At 63.9% G+C, this 17,108-nt stretch carries 14 protein-coding genes; 6 read left to right on the plus strand and 8 right to left on the minus strand.

Features of this window, described 5'->3' with window-relative positions; translation table 11 throughout:
* Positions 1-6: 6 nt before the first annotated feature.
* From P8T11_RS11060 to P8T11_RS11075, 4 genes are all read right to left on the minus strand, one after another.
* A complete protein-coding gene (locus P8T11_RS11060; protein WP_268081904.1) occupies positions 7-798 on the minus strand; it encodes an enoyl-CoA hydratase in 792 nt (263 codons plus the stop codon).
* 11 nt (positions 799-809) lie between these two features.
* Positions 810-1,784, minus strand: coding sequence for a Bug family tripartite tricarboxylate transporter substrate binding protein (locus P8T11_RS11065; protein WP_268081903.1), 975 nt, complete (start codon positions 1,782-1,784; stop codon positions 810-812).
* Positions 1,785-1,804: 20 nt separating this feature from the next.
* The gene (locus tag P8T11_RS11070) at positions 1,805-2,986 is read right to left on the minus strand and encodes a CaiB/BaiF CoA transferase family protein (RefSeq protein WP_268081902.1); all 1,182 of its coding nucleotides are present in this window, start codon (positions 2,984-2,986) and stop codon (positions 1,805-1,807) included.
* 105 nt (positions 2,987-3,091) lie between these two features.
* A complete protein-coding gene (locus P8T11_RS11075; protein ID WP_268081901.1) occupies positions 3,092-3,520 on the minus strand; it encodes a PaaI family thioesterase in 429 nt (142 codons plus the stop codon).
* Between the two features lie 92 nt (positions 3,521-3,612).
* Between P8T11_RS11075 and P8T11_RS11080 the strand changes: the two genes are divergently transcribed.
* Positions 3,613-4,485: an NAD(P)-dependent oxidoreductase gene (locus P8T11_RS11080; protein WP_268081900.1), complete on the plus strand. Its 873-nt coding sequence runs from the start codon at positions 3,613-3,615 to the stop codon at positions 4,483-4,485.
* Positions 4,486-4,532: 47 nt separating this feature from the next.
* Here P8T11_RS11080 and P8T11_RS11085 read toward each other — a convergent pair whose 3' ends face one another.
* On the minus strand, positions 4,533-5,816 hold the full coding sequence (locus P8T11_RS11085; RefSeq protein ID WP_268082387.1) for an MFS transporter: 1,284 nt from the start codon (positions 5,814-5,816) through the stop codon (positions 4,533-4,535).
* Between the two features lie 269 nt (positions 5,817-6,085).
* The gene (locus tag P8T11_RS11090) at positions 6,086-6,742 is read right to left on the minus strand and encodes a GntR family transcriptional regulator (protein ID WP_268081899.1); all 657 of its coding nucleotides are present in this window, start codon (positions 6,740-6,742) and stop codon (positions 6,086-6,088) included.
* 213 nt (positions 6,743-6,955) lie between these two features.
* On the opposite strand from P8T11_RS11090, the gene P8T11_RS11095 reads away from it, so the two are divergent.
* Together P8T11_RS11095 and ggt are read left to right on the plus strand one after the other, a co-directional pair.
* Positions 6,956-7,951: a Bug family tripartite tricarboxylate transporter substrate binding protein gene (locus P8T11_RS11095; RefSeq protein WP_268081898.1), complete on the plus strand. Its 996-nt coding sequence runs from the start codon at positions 6,956-6,958 to the stop codon at positions 7,949-7,951.
* 24 nt (positions 7,952-7,975) lie between these two features.
* Positions 7,976-9,571, plus strand: coding sequence for a gamma-glutamyltransferase (gene ggt, locus P8T11_RS11100; protein WP_268081897.1), 1,596 nt, complete (start codon positions 7,976-7,978; stop codon positions 9,569-9,571).
* A gap of 10 nt (positions 9,572-9,581) precedes the next feature.
* Here ggt and P8T11_RS11105 read toward each other — a convergent pair whose 3' ends face one another.
* The gene (locus P8T11_RS11105; protein ID WP_050449782.1) at positions 9,582-10,283 is read right to left on the minus strand and encodes a response regulator; all 702 of its coding nucleotides are present in this window, start codon (positions 10,281-10,283) and stop codon (positions 9,582-9,584) included.
* A gap of 313 nt (positions 10,284-10,596) precedes the next feature.
* On the opposite strand from P8T11_RS11105, the gene P8T11_RS11110 reads away from it, so the two are divergent.
* From P8T11_RS11110 to P8T11_RS11120, 3 genes are all read left to right on the plus strand, one after another.
* A complete protein-coding gene (locus P8T11_RS11110) occupies positions 10,597-11,061 on the plus strand; it encodes an Hpt domain-containing protein (protein WP_268081896.1) in 465 nt (154 codons plus the stop codon).
* Positions 11,062-11,455: 394 nt separating this feature from the next.
* Complete coding sequence (locus P8T11_RS11115) at positions 11,456-13,066, plus strand: ShlB/FhaC/HecB family hemolysin secretion/activation protein (protein ID WP_268081895.1); 1,611 nt, start codon at positions 11,456-11,458, stop codon at positions 13,064-13,066.
* A 168-nt stretch (positions 13,067-13,234) separates the two neighbouring features.
* Positions 13,235-15,811, plus strand: a complete 2,577-nt coding sequence (locus tag P8T11_RS11120) for a filamentous hemagglutinin N-terminal domain-containing protein (RefSeq protein ID WP_277550416.1) — start codon at positions 13,235-13,237, stop codon at positions 15,809-15,811.
* A gap of 109 nt (positions 15,812-15,920) precedes the next feature.
* Here P8T11_RS11120 and P8T11_RS11125 read toward each other — a convergent pair whose 3' ends face one another.
* Positions 15,921-16,886, minus strand: coding sequence for a fimbrial protein (locus tag P8T11_RS11125; RefSeq protein ID WP_268081893.1), 966 nt, complete (start codon positions 16,884-16,886; stop codon positions 15,921-15,923).
* Positions 16,887-17,108: the final 222 nt, after the last annotated feature.

Here is a 17,108-nt window from a genome sequence, read left to right on the forward strand (position 1 = left end):
CCTTGATCAGCCCTTCCCGCCTCGCTTGGTGGCCAGGAATTCGTTCATGAACTTCTGCGGCTCGCCGGTATTGAAGGCCGCGCCGAATTCCGCGACGCTATCCTCGATGGCAGCGTCCACCGACATCGTTTCCCAGCGGCGCAGCAACTTCTTCTGCTGACGCAACGCCGCCGGCCCCAACGCGGCGAAGCCTTGTGCCAGCTTGTTCACCTCGTCATCCAACTGCGCTGCCGGCACGGCGGCATTCACCAGCCCCCAGTCCTGCGCGCGGCGCGCGTCGATCAGTTCCCCCGTCAGGAGCAGCCAGGCGCTGTTGGCCGCGCCGATCAATCGCGGCATCAGCGCCGCATGAATCACCGACGGGATGCCGACCTTGACCTCGGGCATGCCGAACTTTGCCTCGTCGGTGCAGATGCGCAGGTCGCACGCCAAGGCGAATTCCAGCCCTCCGCCCAGGCACCAGCCGGGGATGCGGGCAATCACCGGCACGGGAAAATGCCGGACGGCGTTGCACAGGTCACGCAAGTTCGAGATAAAGCGCTGGGCGCTGGACTCGTCCAGCGCGGCCATTTCGGCGATGTCCGCGCCGGCCACGAAGGCGCGGTCGCCAGCGCCACGCAGTACCAGCACGCGCACCGATTCGTCGTCGCGCAGGTGCGTGAGCGCTTCGCGCAGGCCATTGATGACGGGCGTGCTCAAGATGTTCAGCACCCCGGCGTCCTGCATGGTCAGCGTAGCGATGCCGGCCGCGTCGATCTGGACGCCAGCGTGGGGAAAGGACAGATTGTTGGTATTCACAAGCGCTCCTCTTACTGCATTTTTTCGAATTTAATGTCTTCGACCACCGACTTCCAGTGCTTGTTCGACTGCGCGATCAACGCGCCGAATGCTTCCCGCGACATCGGGCTGGGCACCGCGCCCTGCCGTTCGATGGCGTCCACCGTTGCCGGGTCCGCCAAGGCCTGGCGCACCGCCGCGTTCAACTTGTCCAGCACAGGCGCGGGCGTGCCGGCCGGCGCGGCCAGGCCAAACCACGACGGGTTGTTCATGGCTGGCAGCCCGGCCTCTGCATAAGTGGGCACGTCAGGCAGCACTTTAAGCCGCTGTTTGGCCGCCACCGCCAAGGGCCGGATGCGCTGTGCCTGGATCAAGGGATAGGACGACGGAATATTATCGAACACCACCTGCACCTGTCCGGCAACCAGGTCGTTCAGTGCGGGGCCCAGGCCTTTGTAGGGAACGTGCAGCATGCGCGTGCCGGTGGTCTTCATGAACAGTTCGCCATTCATGTGGCTCAAGCCGCCGTTGCCGGAAGAGCCGAAGGCGTACTTGTTGGGATCGGCCTTGAGCAACGCCAGAAACCCCGCCAGGTCTTGCGCCGGCAACGCCGGGTTCACCACCAGCACGTTGGGCACGTCGGCCAGGTTGCTGATGGGTGCAAAGTCGCGGACGGGGTCGTAGGCGCTCTTGGCATAGACGTTGGGGTTGACGGCGTGCGAGCTTTCAACCGCCATCACCAAGGTGTAGCCGTCGGCCGGCTGCTTGGCGGCGTAGGCCGATCCGATGCTGCCGCCCGCGCCCGGCTTGTTTTCAATGATGACCGACTGGCCCAACTGCGCGCCCAGCTTGTTGCCCACGACGCGGGCGATGATGTCGGTGGTGCCGCCCACGGCATAGGGCACGACAAGGCGGATGGGCTTGTCGGGGTACTCGGCGGCGGCCAGCGCAGGGGCGGTCAGGCAAGCCAGCAGGATCGCAAGCGGCAGTTTTTTTATGGATGTCATTGTTGTCTCCTCAGTGTGGTTCAAATCGTGGCCGGACTGCCCAGTACGGCGCTCGTGTGTTCACCCAGCAACGGCGGCGCCGCGCCCAAGGCATCAGCCGGCGTGCCGGCCAGCAGCGGGTTGCGCACCAGCCGCATGTCGCCCAGCACGGGGTGGGTAGCGGTCTGGACCAGTTGCCGATGCAGGACTTGCGGATGCGCGAAAACTTCGTCCAGCGTGTGGATCGGCCCCCATGGCACGCCCGCGCCGTCGAACGCGGCGGTCCAGTACTGGCGCGGCGCGGTCGCCAGGGCCCGCGCCACCTGCGTGCGCAAGCTGTCCAGGTGCGACAGGCGCGCGCTGTTGGTCGCGTAGCGCGCATCGAGCGCCCATTCGGGATGACCGGCCACATCGCAAAAGCGCGCAAACTGGGTGTCGTTGCCAATCGCCAGGATCAAATGGCCATCGGCGCACGCGAACACTTCATAGGGCGCACAGTTGGGGTGGGCATTGCCGCTGCGTTTGGGCGCCACGCCGGACACCAGGTAGTTGGCGCCCTGGTTGGCGTTGAGCGCCACGGCCACATCCAGCAGACAGATATCCAATGGCATGCCCTGCCCCGTCTGATCGCGCTGACGCAAGGCGGCCAACACGGCGGACGTGGCGTACATGCCCGTCATCAGGTCAACCACGGCGACCCCGGTGCGCAGCGGGCCGGCACCAGGCGTGCCGTCAGGCTGGCCGGTGTAGCTCATCAGCCCGCCCATGCCCTGGAACACGTAGTCATAGCCGGGCTTGTCGGCCATGGGGCCGGACTGGCCGTAACCGGTAATGGACAAATAGATCAGGCGCGGGTTGATGCTCGCAAGCGAGTCATAGTCCAGGCCGTACTTGCGCAGCCCGCCTGCCTTGTAGTTTTCGACCAGGATGTCAGCTTGCGCGACCAGTTCACGCACGCGCGACGCACCCGCTTCCGAGGCGAAGTCGATGGCAACTGATTGCTTGCCCCGGTTGCACGCCATGAAATAGGCGGACATGGCCGCGCCGCCGTCGTTGGATCGCAGGTCGGGCGGGCCCCAGCCGCGCGTATCGTCGCCACGCGCCGGGTGTTCGACCTTGATGACCTCGGCGCCAAGATCAGCCAGGTTCTGGGTGCACCAGGGGCCGGCAAGAATGCGCGACAAGTCCACGACTTTGATGCCGCGCAAGGCGTTGTGAAGCATAGCGTCTCCGTTTCAACTGCTTGCGGAGAAGTATGTTCGCGGCCTCAAGCCCTGAGAAGTTGAATGTTTCGAACGCTGCGTTCGTGGTGCTTCAAAGCTGCGCCATCAACCGTCCGACGCGGGCGTGGGCGCCGGGCGCACGGCGAATACCGCATTGGCTTTGAGCATGACGCGCCCTTCTACCTGCAAGAGGCAATTGGCGTAGATCAAGCGCCGGCCTTGCTTGTCGATATGCACGTGTGCTTGCAGCCAGTCGCCCGGCTTGACCGCGTTCAGGTATTCCACGGACATCTGCACCGTCACGACGGACACCTGCAATTGCTGGGCAATGGTGTGCCCCAGGGCGCTATCGGCCAGCGTGGCAAGCAGGCCGCCGTGCGCCATGCCGTGCATGTTCGTATGCGCCTCGTTCACGCGCAGGGCCAGCACGCTGTCGGCATCGCGCCGGTACAGGGTGCCAAGGTCTGCCAGATGCGTCATGAAGCGGCTGCTTGGGCGCCACAGCGCAAAGCCCTCGGGAATGGAATCAGTCATGGAATTGTCAGTGCTTGGATTGGATGCCTGAAAGTAATCTAAGAGTAAGATTTACGCCACAACACACCTACACATGGCAGGAGCAGTGGAAGATGGCGAAAGTCGGCATGGTTGGAATCGGCCTCATGGGCCACGGTATTGCAAGCAATCTGGTCAAGCATGGTCATACGCTGACCGTACTTGAGCATCCGGGCAATCAGCCCCTGGATGCGCTGAAAGCCGCTGGCGCGACCAGCGTGGAAAGCGGCGCCGCACTGGCGGCCCAGTCGGATGTGATCATTCTGTGCGTGACCGGCAGCCCGCAGGTAGAAGCCGTGCTGCTGTCCGAAGGCGGCGTGCTGCAAGGCCTGCGCGCGGGCACCGTCATCATCGACTGCTCGACGGCCATTCCGTCGTCCACCGTGAAAGTGGCGCAAGCCGTGGCCGATTCCGGCGGCCGCTTCCTGGACGCCCCGATGACGCGCACGCCCAAGGAAGCCGCCGAAGGCCGGTTGAACCTGCTGGTGGGCGGCGACGCGGCGCTGTTCGAAGAATGCAAGTCCATCCTGGCCTGCTTTGCCGAAAACATCACGCACGCCGGGCCCATTGGCGCCGGGCATCGCATGAAGCTGCTGCACAATTATGTGTCGCTGGGCGTGGTTGCCCTGCTGTCGGAAGCGGCGGCGTGCGCGCTGCGCTCGGACATTGACCCGGCGGTGTTCGCGGAAGTCTTGAGCAAGGGCGGCGGCGGCGGCGTGGCATTGGAACGCATCAAGCCGTATCTGCTGGAGCAGGACCCGTCGTCGCTGCGCTTTTTCATGTCGAACGCGCAGAAGGACCTGTCCTACTACAACACCATGGCAGCCGAAGCCGGCGCCGTGCGTGAAATCGGCGCGGCCGTGCAGCACACGTTCGACCAGGCCGTCACGCAAGGCGGTGGCGAACGCTATGTGCCTGAGCTGGTGACGCTGCTGAAAGACCGCTAAGCGGAAAAACCGGCGGGTAAAAAACCGCCGGGTTAAAGACCACTACGTCAGCGCACCACGGTTGCCGGCATACGCGCCAGGCCGCGCCCCGGCAACCGCAATGAAATCGCAGCCGCCAGCAGCAACAGCACGCCCGCCGACCCAAAGGCGACCCAGTGCGTGTGGAACGTATCGAAGGCCCAGCCACCCAGCCAGGAACTGATCATGCCGCCGATCTGGTGGCCCAGGTAGGTCAGCCCGTACAGCACGCCCACCAACCGAATGCCATAGACGTCCGCCAGAATGGCCGACGACAAGGCAATGCTGCCCGCCCACACGATGCCGCCGATCGTGGCTGCCGCATAGAGCTCCCAGTGCGCGCCCACCATGACCAACGCAAAGAACCCCAACCCACGCACCAGATAGATGGCGGCCAGGATGTTGCGCCGTTCCACCTGGTCCGACATGCGGCCCAGCACCAGCGTGCTGAAGATGGCGACCAGGCCGATCAGGCCGATGCCCAGCGAACTGGTGGTGGCGTCAAAGCCGTGGTCCATCAACATCGGCATGCCGTGCGTGCCCAGCAGGTTCATGCTGTAGCCACAGGCGAACAGGCCCAGCGCCACCTGCCAAAACGGCAGCGTGCGCAAGGCGTTGCGCACATTGGGCGCGGAGGCCGTCGTGGTGGCCGAGGCCGTGCCTTTTGTCGCTTTGGCGGGCGCTTTGTCTTTAATGATTTGATGCGGCAACAGGTCCGTGTGCTCGGGCGCCACATCGCGCATCACGAACAACGCGACCGGCACCGTCAGCAAGGCGAACAGCACGGAAAACGCCAGCAGCGTTTCCTGCCAGCCCACGGCGGATATCGCGAAGGTCAGCGTCGGCGTCATCAAGGCGATGCCCGCCATGGACCCGGTGGACAGGAAGAACAGCGCCATGCCGCGCTGGCGCGTGAACCAGCGGCTGATGATCGGGGTCAGCGCCACGGGGCTGGTGAAGGCCAGGCCCACGGAAAGCGCCACGCCGAACGACAGCAGGAATTCGATGGGGCCGCGCGCAAACACCGTCCACAGCGACGACGCCACCACAATCGCCGTGCCGGTCAGCAGTACGAAGCGCGTGCCGCGCACGCTGACCAGATACCCCGCCAGCGGCATGGCCAGGCCGTAGCAAAGCATGCCCACCGCCACGATGCCCGACAACAAGCTGCGCGAAAATCCCAAGCCTTCCGCCATCGGCAGGAAAAACGGCCCGATGCCCATGCGCAGGCCCACCGTCAACAGGGTAAGCACCGCGGCGGCGCCAACGATGTTCCAGCCGAAATACCAGCCGCCCGACTCTTGCTTGTCCAACATGCCTCTCCTTGATGTCACTTTTTTGGCCGCACGCGCGCGCCGGGGCTTACAGACACCACAGGGGAGGCGCGGACGAAAATCCGCTGTCGACACGGGGGTGGAGAAGGATGGCGCGCAGTGGGCGTGTTCTTGCCGGCGGCCACAGGCCGGCCGGACGCGACATATTACTCCCGGCTATAAGTAGGAATGACGCGCGGCAAAAAAAGCGGTTCGGTGAGCGGTCGGCGCGTCCGCCAAAGCATGGGTTCCCACGGCAAAACGCACGGTCAGGGCTTCTTTTCCAGGAACGCCTGCAAGGCAGGCACCGTGTTCAGCACGTGCTGACGCATCGCCGCTTCGCATCGCTCGGGGTCGCGCGTATGCAGCGCGTCAATCAATTCCTGGTGCGATTCACGCACGCGCAGCACGCGACCCGGCTGCGCCGTCCACAGGCGCATATAGGGTTCGACCACGGAATGCAGCTCCGAGATCTGCCCCAGCAGACGCGGCTGCTGACAGAAGCTGCACAGGTATTCATGGAATTCCCGGTGCGCGGTGGTCCAGTCCAGGTAGTCGCCGGACCCTTGATCCAGTTGCTCAAGCATATTGGTCAGGCGGCGGACGTGTTCGGCGTTCATGTGCAGCACGGCATTGCGCATGGCAAGGCCTTCCAGCACCGAGCGCATTTCAAACACTTCCAGCATTTCCTGCTGGTTCAGCCCGCGTACTACCGCGCCGCGATTGGCGCGGATTTCAACCAGGCCTTCCGAGGCCAGTCGCCGCAACGCGCCGCGTACCGGCATGCGACTGGTGCCAATTTCAGCGGCGACCACATCGGGCACCAAGCGCTGACCTGGGGCATAACGGCCCAGGCGGATCTCGCGCTGCAAATGCAGGTACGCCTCGTCTTCGGCGCTGATCGCTGTCTTTTGAAACTGCAGCATCGTCGTCCCCGGGCTTGGAAAGCCGCCATGATAGATAAACGCAAAAATAACACAAACTGGATCCAGTGATCCATGGATGCAAACACTAATAGTCCGAGCCAGCGCGGTCCCGTCTAATTGCCTCCGGACGGCACCGCCACGGGCTGTCCGCGCCGGAACGGGCACAGACCCGCCCGGCGGCAGCTCACTTCATCACGCGATCAAGGGGAATCCATGAAACTTCGTCTCATCCGGACGCTGGCCGGCCTGGCCGCCGCCGCCTTCGCGACGCAGGCCGGCGCACAAGCCGCCTCGGCAACCACCCAGGCCACCGATTGGCCGCAGCACCCCGTGCGCGTCGTCGTGCCTTTCCAGGCCGGCTCCGCCACGGACCTGATCACGCGCCAACTGAGCGCCGCGCTGTCCAACGAACTGGGCCAGCCCTTCGTCGTGGAAGCCCGCCCGGGCGCCGCGGCGGCGATTGGCAGCGCCTCGGTGGCGCGCTCGGCGCCCGACGGCTACACCTTGCTGATGGGTGGCCCCGCCGCCGTCGTCGCCAACCGCTTCCTGCAAAAGCGCCTGGCCTATGACCCGGACGCGTTCGAGCTGGTGTCCCTGGTGGCCTACACCCCGAACATCCTGCTGGCCAATCCACAACAGCCGTTCAAGACCCTGCCGGAAATGGTCGCCTATGCGCGCGCCAACCCGGGCAAGCTGACCTACGCATCGTTTGGCACGGGCACCACCTCGCACATGGCGGGCGAGATGCTGAAGTCCATTGCGGGCATCGATATCCTGCACGTTCCGTACAAGGGCGCGGGCGAAGCCATCCCCGCCTTGCTCTCGGGCCAGGTCTCCATGTACTTCGACACCATCATGACGGGTCTGCCTCAGGCCAAGAGCGGCGCGCTGCTGGCGCTGGGCATGTCGAATGCCAAGCGTTCGGCACTGGCGCCAGACATTCCCACCATCGCGGAACAAGGCTATGCCGGCTACGACATCGCCCCCTGGTATGGCCTGGTAGCGCCCGCAGGCACGCCCGCGCCCATCCTCGACAAGCTCAACCGCACCGTGAACAAGGTGCTGGCCGACCCGGCATTGCGCGGTAAGCTGGCGGAAGCCGGCGCGGAGCCGCGTGGCGGCAGCCGCGAGGAATTCGCGGCCTTCATCAAGGCCGAGATTCCGCGCACCAAGCAGTTGATCGACCAAGCCGGCATCACCGCGCAGTAATCCTTTCTACGAGTCCCAGCATCCATGTCCCCCTCCTTCGATTGGTCTTTTCCGTACGCTTCCCGAAAAATGCCGGTCCTGGCCGCCAACGCGGTCGCGACCAGCCAACCGCTGGCCGCGCAGGCGGGGCTACGCATGCTGCTGGCCGGTGGCAATGCCGTTGACAGCGCCATTGCCACCGCCATTGCCTTGACCGTCGTCGAACCCGTCATGAACGGCATCGGCGGCGACATGTTCGCGCTGGTCTGGCATGACGGGCGCCTGCATGGCTTGAACTCCAGCGGCTGCGCGCCGACCGCCTGGACGCCCGAATACTTCAACGGCCGCGACGCCATGCCCGGCACCGGCTGGGGCACGGTCACCGTGCCCGGCCAGGTAGCCGGCTGGAAGGCGTTGTCAGAACGCTTTGGCAAGCTGCCCTTCGCCAAGCTGTTCGAACCCGCCATTGCCTATGCCGAAGAAGGCTTCCCCGTGTCGCCAACCATCGCCCGGCAATGGGCGACGCAAGCACCCAAGCTGGCGCACGAGCCCGGCTTTGCCGAGGCATTTCTACCGGAAGGCCGCGCGCCGCAAGCGGGCGAATGGTGGCGTTTTCCTGCCCAGGCCAAGACCCTGCGCGACATCGCCGAGAGCGGCGGCGACAGCTTCTACCGCGGCGAACTCGCACGCAAGATCACGGACTTCGCCAGCCAGACGGGCGGCGCGCTTAGCGCTGCCGACCTGGCCGAACACCGCCCCGAGTGGGTCGCTCCCATTTCGCAATCGTTCCGTGACGTTGAATTGCATGAGATCCCACCCAACGGCCAGGGCATTTCGGCGCTGATGGCGCTGGGCATGCTGGAACAGTTTGATCTGGAAGGCATGGGCGTGGACAGCGCCGACTACTACCACGTCAGCATCGAAGCGATGAAGCTGGCGTTCGCAGACCTGCATCATCATGTGGCCGATCCGCGCCACATGCGCACCGACGCGAAAGCGCTGCTGGACCGCGCCTATCTGGCCGAGCGCGCGCGCCTGATTTCCATGGACCGCGCCAGCGTCCCCACCGCCGGCACGCCCGCCACGGGTGGCACCGTCTACCTGACCACGGCCGATGCCAACGGCACCATGGTGTCGTTCATCCAATCCAACTACCACGGCTTCGGCTCAGGCGTCGTGGTGCCGGGCACCGGTATCAGCCTGCACAACCGCGGCCTGAACTTCGTACTGACGCCGGGCCATGCCAACCAGGTGGCCCCGCGCAAGAAGCCCATGCATACGATCATTCCGGCGTTCGTCACGCGCGGTGGCCAGCCCTTGATGTCGTTCGGCGTGATGGGCGGGTCCATGCAGGCGCAAGGGCATCTGCAGATGGTCACGCGCCTGGCCGCCTTCGGCCAGAATCCGCAGGCCATGAGCGATGCGCCCCGCTTCCGTGTGGAGAAGGGCCCGGTGGTGAATGTGGAATCGCACCTGCCGGACGACGTGGTGCAAACGCTGCGCGACCGTGGCCACAACGTGGCCGTGGCGCCCGCCGACAGCCTGGAATTTGGCTCGGCGCAATTGATATGCCGCCTGCCCCAGGGTGGGTACGTGGCGGCATCGGATTCACGGCGCGACGGTCAGGCCGTGGGGTTTTAAGTCGGGGAGTTCAGGCCAGACTCCAGGCGGTCTTGTCCGGCCGCTGAAGCGCCGGGAAACCGCCTTCGCCCAATTGGCTTTGCACCGCGTCGGCGCCGTACTTGATCAAGTCGGCGTCGCGTTCGATGCCCAGTTTTCTCATGGCGCTGCGCTTCTGCGAGCTGACCGTCTGGACGCTGCGGTGCGACATCTGGGATATTTCGGTCACTGTGGCGCCCGCACAGAACAAGCGCACGATTTCGGCTTCGCGCTTGGTCAGCCGGCCACGCCCCAGCACGAACGCCTGGTTGACGATCATGTCCTTGATGGTGGGCGAGTAATAGGTTTTGCCCTGGTACATGGCGTGCACGGCGTTGATGATGTGGCTGGTTGAATCCGACTTGCTGAGCACGCAAAGGTTTTCGTAAGCCAGCAACGCGCGGATCAGCGTGGGGTTGTCGATCATGGTCAACACCGCGACGCGCAGCGCGGGATACCGCCGCCGCAACAGCGCGATCAGGCCCAGGCCGTCTCCGTATTTGCCGCCAGGCATGGTGTAGTCGGACACCACGACGTCGCAGTGTTGTGTTTCCAGCCGCGCGACCAAGTCAGTGGAGTTCTCCGCGCATCCGATCACATCGATGGCGGGGTCCAGCCCTAGTTCATAGCTGACCCCAAGCGCCACGGCGGGGTGGTCGTCCGCGACGATCACGCGAATGTATCGTGATGACATTGTTGCATTTCCCTCTTCCAGATCGGGACCCACCGGGCAACATATTCCCTCGCACGCCGGAGGCTGCGCCCGGTGCAAGCAAGTTATTTTGTTCATCGGTTGGGTTGCATGGGCGTTTCGCCATTGTGAAGCCGCTATATCGATAGACCGATATAGTGCTGCGCCAAGGTCAATAAGAGAATAGGAATAATACGAAAGTACCCCATGTGCCACTTTCCCGCGCAGGAGTCAGACGTAACCCCATCACGCCCCGCCTGCTTTCGCGACTATCGTCAAGGTACGCATACCCGCAACAGGCCATATCAGCAAGCCCATGAAGAAAAAAGACCGCGACGAAACCGCTTATTGCGCCCCCTCGCGCAGCGCTTTCCTCAGTGATGACGAAGCCCCCGCACTTGCCGCTCTCAACACCCCGACTCTGCGACACGAACACCGCACACGCACCGTCACCGAGTTGACCGGCGCCGATCCAGCACGCATCCGTACCTTGGCCAACGCCTTCATCCAGGCCAATGACCTTGACCTGCAACGCCTGCGACTGCTTCATGCCCGCGACGACCGTGCCGCCCTGCGCCACTTGGCACACCGCATCAAGGGAGCGGCCCAGATGACGGGCGACACGCAATTGAGCAGGCTTTGCTCGGTGTTGAGCGGCGCCTGCATGAACCCTGACGACCATGACTTGTCGCTGGACGCCATCGTGGCGCAGCTAGACCTGGCGCTGCAAGAATTCGCCGATTCCTGCCAGCAAATGGCCGACGACGTGATTTCGCGCTAGCAGCGTTGGCGCCCCTGCCATGCCCACGCGCCGCGACGATGCGGGATTCGTAATCGTCATATAGGGCTTTCATAGTCCTCATAGAGCTTGTCCCCCTCGCGCTCCGTATAGTCGTTCGATTGCCCCGTGACCGGCCAGAAGCCAGTGCCTGCGCCAGTAGGGTCGGGCAACCACACACCGGCAACTTCGAATGATAAGAATGAATACGCGGCAACCTGATACGCGAGGGTGCTTGGCGGCGCATGCCGTTTCTCGTTTCTTTTTTGCTCACCGATTCGCACCCCGATTCGCACCCCGATTCGCTCACCAAACGGCTCACCGCCTTTCCGTTTGCGTGCTCTTGCTTTGCGCTCAGCCTGCCTGGGCGCAAATCCCTAACGCGGGCCGCCCTGACGTGGGCCGCCCCAACGCTGGCCGCACCCTCCGCGACCTGGAGGCCACAATCCCCACGCCGCCCCCCGCGTCAGAGGCGCCTGCGCTGAATGTTCCCGCCCAACGCGCCCCTGCGGACACCGCCGAAACCGAAGCCGCCAAAAACAGCCGGGTCTTGGTCAACGGCTTCCTGCTGGACGGCAACCACGCTTACGACGAAGCCACGCTACAGGCCCTGTTGGCCGATCTGCTCGGGTCGGAACAAGACCTGAACGGCTTGCGCGCCGCCGCGCAACGGCTCTCGGCACACTATCGGCATGACGGCTACCTGCTGGCGCGCGCATACCTGCCCGCGCAGGAAATCCAGGGCGGCCTGGTTCGCATCCGCATCGTGGAAGGAGCCTACGGCAAGGTCCTGCTGAACAACACATCGCGCGCGCGCGATGGCGTGCTTGCGCCCCTGCTTGATCCCTTGCACCCAGGTGATGCAGTACACGGCCGTAGCCTGGACCAGGCGCTGCTGCTGCTGAACGACTTGCCCGGCGTGGTCGCGACCGGTACGTTACGGGCGGGCGCCGAGCCTGGCACAACCGACCTTGTCGTCAACGCCGAACCCGGCCCCTGGATTGCCGGCAGCATCGACGCCGACAACTTTGGCGGCGCCTACACGGGCGAATACCGCCTTAGCGTGGCGGCCAGCCTCAACAGCCCCTTGGCCTTGGGCGACCAGTTCGACGCGCGCCTGCTGTCCAGCGACCGCGAACAGCGCTATTACCAATTGGACTACCAGCTTCCCCTAGGCCCATGGTCGACCCGCGTCGGCGTGGGTGCGTCCAACATGCGCTATGAACTGGGCCGCGAGTTTGCCGTGCTGCAAGCCCACGGCAGCGCGCAGACCTCACAGCTTTATGTACGGCAAAGCCTGCTGCGCGGCCGCGACGTCAATGTCCAGGCCTTGGTGCAATACGAACACAAGCGCCTGCGAGATAGCTACGACTACTTCGACCTGACCCGCGCCCATCGCATCGGCCTATGGACCGCCGCGATCAACGCCAGCGTCCGCGATTCGCTATGGGGCGGCGCCAGCAATGGGGTTTACCTTGGCGTATCACACGGCAAGCTGCGCTTTGGCGACGAGACGCAGCGGCGTGACGACCAGCTTGCCAAACATGCAGCCGGCGGCTTCGGCGTGGTCAACCTCAGCGCAAGCCGCCTGCAACGCGTGGCCGGCCCCGTGCAGTTATACGGACGGGTGCGCTCGCAGTGGGCCAGCAAGAATCTGGACAGCGCTGAGAAATTCAGCCTGGGTGGCCCCTATGGCGTGCGCGCCTACGCATCGGGCACCGCCAGCGGCGACGAAGGCTGGCAAGCCACCGGCGAACTACGTTACCTGCCGCTGCCCGGCCTGCAGTTCTCCGCCTTCTTCGATACGGGCTCCGTGCAGGTGAACAAGCGCGCCTGGACATCCGAACGCAACCACCAATGCTTAAGCGCATTCGGCGTGGGCATCGCGCATGGCGGTGCCCAGCACGCGGTCAACGTCAGCGCCGCCTGGCCCTTGCGTCAAGGCAACGAGGCCGCGAAAAACGACCGGCAACCCCTGTTCTGGGTGCAAGCCACCCGCTACTTCTGAGTCTTACCCACCCGCTGCGCCCACGCACGGCAAGCGTGCGGGCGCGGCAATTTCCCAGGAGGAAAACATGAACAAGACTTTTGCATTGGTTTGGAGCGAAGCACGGGGGGCTGGGTTGCCGCCAGTGAATGCGCGCGCCGGCGTGGAAAATCGTCGGGGGGGGTGCGGATGTCTGTTGTTGCGCTGGCGTTGATGGGAGTTGTTGGCGTGGCCGGTGCACAAGACCTTCCGAAGGACGGGGTGATCAAGCATGGAACCGGTGATATCGCTATCGACGCGAACAAGAACACCATGCGGGTCAACCAGAAGACGGACAAGCTGATCATCGACTGGCAACGGTTTGACGTTGGGGCGGGTAAGCAGGTGGTCTTCGATCAACCTGGGCGATCTTCGGCAGTGCTCAATAAAGTGCTAGGCAACGGCTTCAGCAACATTCAAGGAAACATTAACGCCAACGGACGTGTGTTTCTGGTCAATCCCAACGGCATTTCTTTTGGCGCGTCTTCGCGGGTAAGTGTGGGCAGCCTGGTAGTAGCGGCCAGCGATCTGGCTCATGATGATTTTCTCAAGGGAGGGCCGATGCGCTTCGTCAGTTCCAAACGAAACCGCATCTCCAATGCCGGCGAAATCGAGGCGCAAAGCGGCGGCAGCGTGATACTGATGGGCAAATCCATCGTCAACTTCGGTTCGATTCAGGCGAACCAGGGCGAGATCGCGCTGGCGGCGGGCGACGTCTTCACCCTGGCTCTCGACGGCGATTCGATACTGAGCCTGCAAATTGATCAGGCTGCATTGAACGCCGAGCTGCACAACATCGGCACGCTCACAGCCAATGGTGGCCAAGTGCATTTAACCGCTCGAGATCGCGCCGACATTCCCTCGCTAGTCGTCAATAACGATGGCCTGATCGAAGCAAATTCACTCGACGGAACACGCGGATCCATCGTTCTGGATGGAGGTGAGTCTGGAAACGTCAACGTCGGCGGAGTACTTTCCGCCAACGGTGGCGCGACGATGGCCGGCGGTACGGTGTCGGTGAAGGGCAACGCCATAGTCATCCAGCCTGGTGTTGAAGTCGACACCCGGGGTGCATCCGGGCAGACCGGCATGTGGTCGATCTCCGCCAACAATATGAGCGTCGCCTCGGCAGCCAAGCGAGGCAGTGCCGCGCTCAGCGCGAATACTGTGGTCAAGAGCCTGGCGACGACCAACATCTCGTTGATCAGCGCAAGCGGCGACGTGATCATCGACGCCCCACTTGAATGGGATGGCGCTAACTCGCTGACCTTGCAAGCCGCGCGGCATCTGGACATCAACGCCCCGCTGACCGCCCGTGGAAACGGCGCGGGCATCACCGCGAAATCGCTGGATGGCGACCTGCGCATCAATGCCAACATGACGCTGGGCGGCGACAACGCGGCGCTGGCCTTTCTTTCGAAGTCCAACTTCGCTCTGCGCAAGGGCGTGTCCATTGCGCTGACCGGCAAGGGCAGCAGCTACGAAACCCGCGAAGGCCGCTACACCGTCATCAACCAGGCCAGCGAATGGGAAACCATGAACAATGACTTGAGCGGCCGCTACGCGCTGGGCAAGAGCATTGAGGCTGGCGGACGGGTCTCCCCCATCGGTAACGACCACGAGGCGTTCACCGGTGAATTCGAAGGCTTCGGCCACACCTTGAGCAAATTCGAGGTCAACGGCGGCAACCATGCAGGCCTTTTCGCACAGTCCTCCGGCCACATCCGAAACCTGAACCTGGAAGACATTTCGGTGACCACCGCGCGCGACGCACAATCGCCCGACAAGGCCGCTGGTGCACTGGTGGGCACCCATTCAGGAACCATCGCCAACGTGCACGCAGTGGGGGTACGCATGACCGACCTGGGCGCAGGTCGAGGTGCGGTCGGCGGTTTGGTGGGCCGTGGCAACGGCGGGTTGATCGAACACGTGAGCGTTACCGGATCCACGCTGCAAGCGAAGGGAGGGCGCGTGGGCGGCCTGATCGGCGACAACAACGGCGGCTACATCAACGACTCCCGCGCGGATGTCGCCGTGCAGGTCTCGGGCAACGTCCATGCCGGCGGATTCGCCGGGTATCACGGCGCGGGCGGCACCTTGTACAACGTGCAAGCCCGGGGGGCCGTCACGCACAGCGGCGATTCCGGCAACGGCCACTTCGGCGGCCTGGTCGGCGCGAACGAAGCCACCATTGCCGAGTCCGCCGCGTTCGGGCGGGTCCAGGTGAACGGCGGATCGGCCTTTTCCGTGGGCGGCTTGGCCGGTTACAACGGCGGGGTCATCGAGAAGGTCGCCGCAAGCGGTCACGTCAGCGGCGGCGACCACAGTGCTGTGGGCGGACTGGTGGGCTACAACAACGGCATGCTTACCAACGCCGAAGCCAAAGGCAACGTCGCCGGCAAAGACCGAGCTAACGTGGGCGGCCTGGCGGGCGTGAATCGCGGCATGATCCGTCAAGGCGTGGCGCGCGGCACCGTCCGAGGGGAAACCCATAGCCGGATAGGCGGCCTGGTTGGCACCAACCTGGTCGGCGGCGAAGTCCTGGGCGGCACCGCCCATGGCAACGTCAGTGGCGGCCTGTTCGTGACCATGGGTGGGCTGGTGGGCGTGAATGAAGGGCTGATCCATCAATCGCATGCACGCAATACCGTCAACTACTGGTGGGGGCAGTGGTTGCTGCAAACGCGCGGCGCGGTGGTGGGCCACAACACCGGGACCGTCTGGTAAGGCGCGTTGAGGCCATGACAAAAGGCGGCGCATTCCGAGAGGATTGCGCCGCCTTTGCGTGACAAGTTCGATGCGGGGTGCGCGCGGCAAGACTCTGGAGAATTCGGGCTCAGGGAAACTCGAAGGTGAATTCCGCCGCGGCGTTGGCCTCGCCGCTTTCCACGTCTTGCCGGTTGCGTGCTGTGCGGATATAGCGTGCAGCCAAGGACAACTGCGCACCGTCACCCTGTGTCGTCATCACGTACTCGGGGCCATACGCGCCGCCAACGGGGCCGAATCGTATACGCCGGTCTTGGCTATCAGTGACGATGACGCCGAATCCTTGAGCGGGCTTCTTGCCATTGGCAGTCGTGTCGTACAAGGCCAGGACCGAATCCGTGCCCGCCACCAAGCCGCTCTTGGCCCTGAACTTGACCTGTGGCCGCGCAAACGCGCTGCATTGGTTCAAGCTGATCTGAAACGGCTTGGGCGCCGACACCGAACCTTCGGCGGGAAAGTCGGCGATGAAGGCGGGCAGCATTTCCACCTGAACGTCTTGATGCGCGCCGGCTTCGCAAGCGTGAAAGATGTCAATGGTATCCCCAGTATGGCCACCCATATTGAAAACCTGGTCGCCCATGTATTTTTCGGTCAGCGCGCAGATCTTGGCGGGCGGTACCGTGGGGGGGTAACCCTGCCAGGACGGCATGTCACTCAGCGCCCCTCGCACGGCATATCCTTCCTCCGCCGTGAAAAACGTAAGAACGAGTCCGACGCCGGGCGCCACCCCGGTCACTTTCATACGGCGTGGCAAGTGCTCGGGCCGAACCAGCAGCACCAACTGCTGTACATACTCGAACTCAGCTGCGTGTGCCTGATGATCACGTTCTGCCACGATGTCGACGACGTCCATCACCAAGGGCACATAGACAGGCGCCTCCAGTTCCCGCAACTTGAAGAGCAAGCCGATTCCTGGGACATTGGTCTTGGCGGCTTGGCCGGCCATGTTGGACGCGTTGGCCCACATCGCCGTCGTGGCCACCTGGTACTTGCCTGTCGCGCCAGGCATCCTGACCAGGCGAGAGCCAATCCTCATCGGAGTGCGCTTTTCGTACAGCACCTGCCCCTTCTGTGATTGCGCTGTCAATGGTTCTACGGGTTCCCATCCGCTAGATAGCCCACCGCTGAAATTGGTGCAATTAGCAGCCAACCACGCGTCCTGTTGGGCGCTTGACGCGGACTGCGGTAGCGCGCCCAGCACTACCATCACGGCTACCACCACCAGCGCCGCCCATGCACCCTGCTCCGCCGGATGGCG

Source organism: Achromobacter spanius, assembly GCF_029637605.1.
GTDB lineage: Bacteria > Pseudomonadota > Gammaproteobacteria > Burkholderiales > Burkholderiaceae_B > Achromobacter > Achromobacter spanius_E.

Excerpts from the sequence above, each read along its gene's own strand:
- P8T11_RS11080 (WP_268081900.1), top strand. The coding sequence starts at position 3,613 with ATGGCGAAAGTCGGCATGGTTGGAATCGGCCTCATGGGCCACGGTATT.
- P8T11_RS11120 (WP_277550416.1), top strand. The coding sequence starts at position 13,235 with ATGTCTGTTGTTGCGCTGGCGTTGATGGGAGTTGTTGGCGTGGCCGGT.
- ggt (WP_268081897.1), top strand. The coding sequence starts at position 7,976 with ATGTCCCCCTCCTTCGATTGGTCTTTTCCGTACGCTTCCCGAAAAATG.
- P8T11_RS11070 (WP_268081902.1), bottom strand. The coding sequence starts at position 2,986 with ATGCTTCACAACGCCTTGCGCGGCATCAAAGTCGTGGACTTGTCGCGC.
- P8T11_RS11125 (WP_268081893.1), bottom strand. The coding sequence starts at position 16,886 with ATGAGGATTGGCTCTCGCCTGGTCAGGATGCCTGGCGCGACAGGCAAG.
- P8T11_RS11095 (WP_268081898.1), top strand. The coding sequence starts at position 6,956 with ATGAAACTTCGTCTCATCCGGACGCTGGCCGGCCTGGCCGCCGCCGCC.
- P8T11_RS11105 (WP_050449782.1), bottom strand. The coding sequence starts at position 10,283 with ATGTCATCACGATACATTCGCGTGATCGTCGCGGACGACCACCCCGCC.
- P8T11_RS11090 (WP_268081899.1), bottom strand. The coding sequence starts at position 6,742 with ATGCTGCAGTTTCAAAAGACAGCGATCAGCGCCGAAGACGAGGCGTAC.
- P8T11_RS11075 (WP_268081901.1), bottom strand. The coding sequence starts at position 3,520 with ATGACTGATTCCATTCCCGAGGGCTTTGCGCTGTGGCGCCCAAGCAGC.
- P8T11_RS11065 (WP_268081903.1), bottom strand. The coding sequence starts at position 1,784 with ATGACATCCATAAAAAAACTGCCGCTTGCGATCCTGCTGGCTTGCCTG.
- P8T11_RS11110 (WP_268081896.1), top strand. The coding sequence starts at position 10,597 with ATGAAGAAAAAAGACCGCGACGAAACCGCTTATTGCGCCCCCTCGCGC.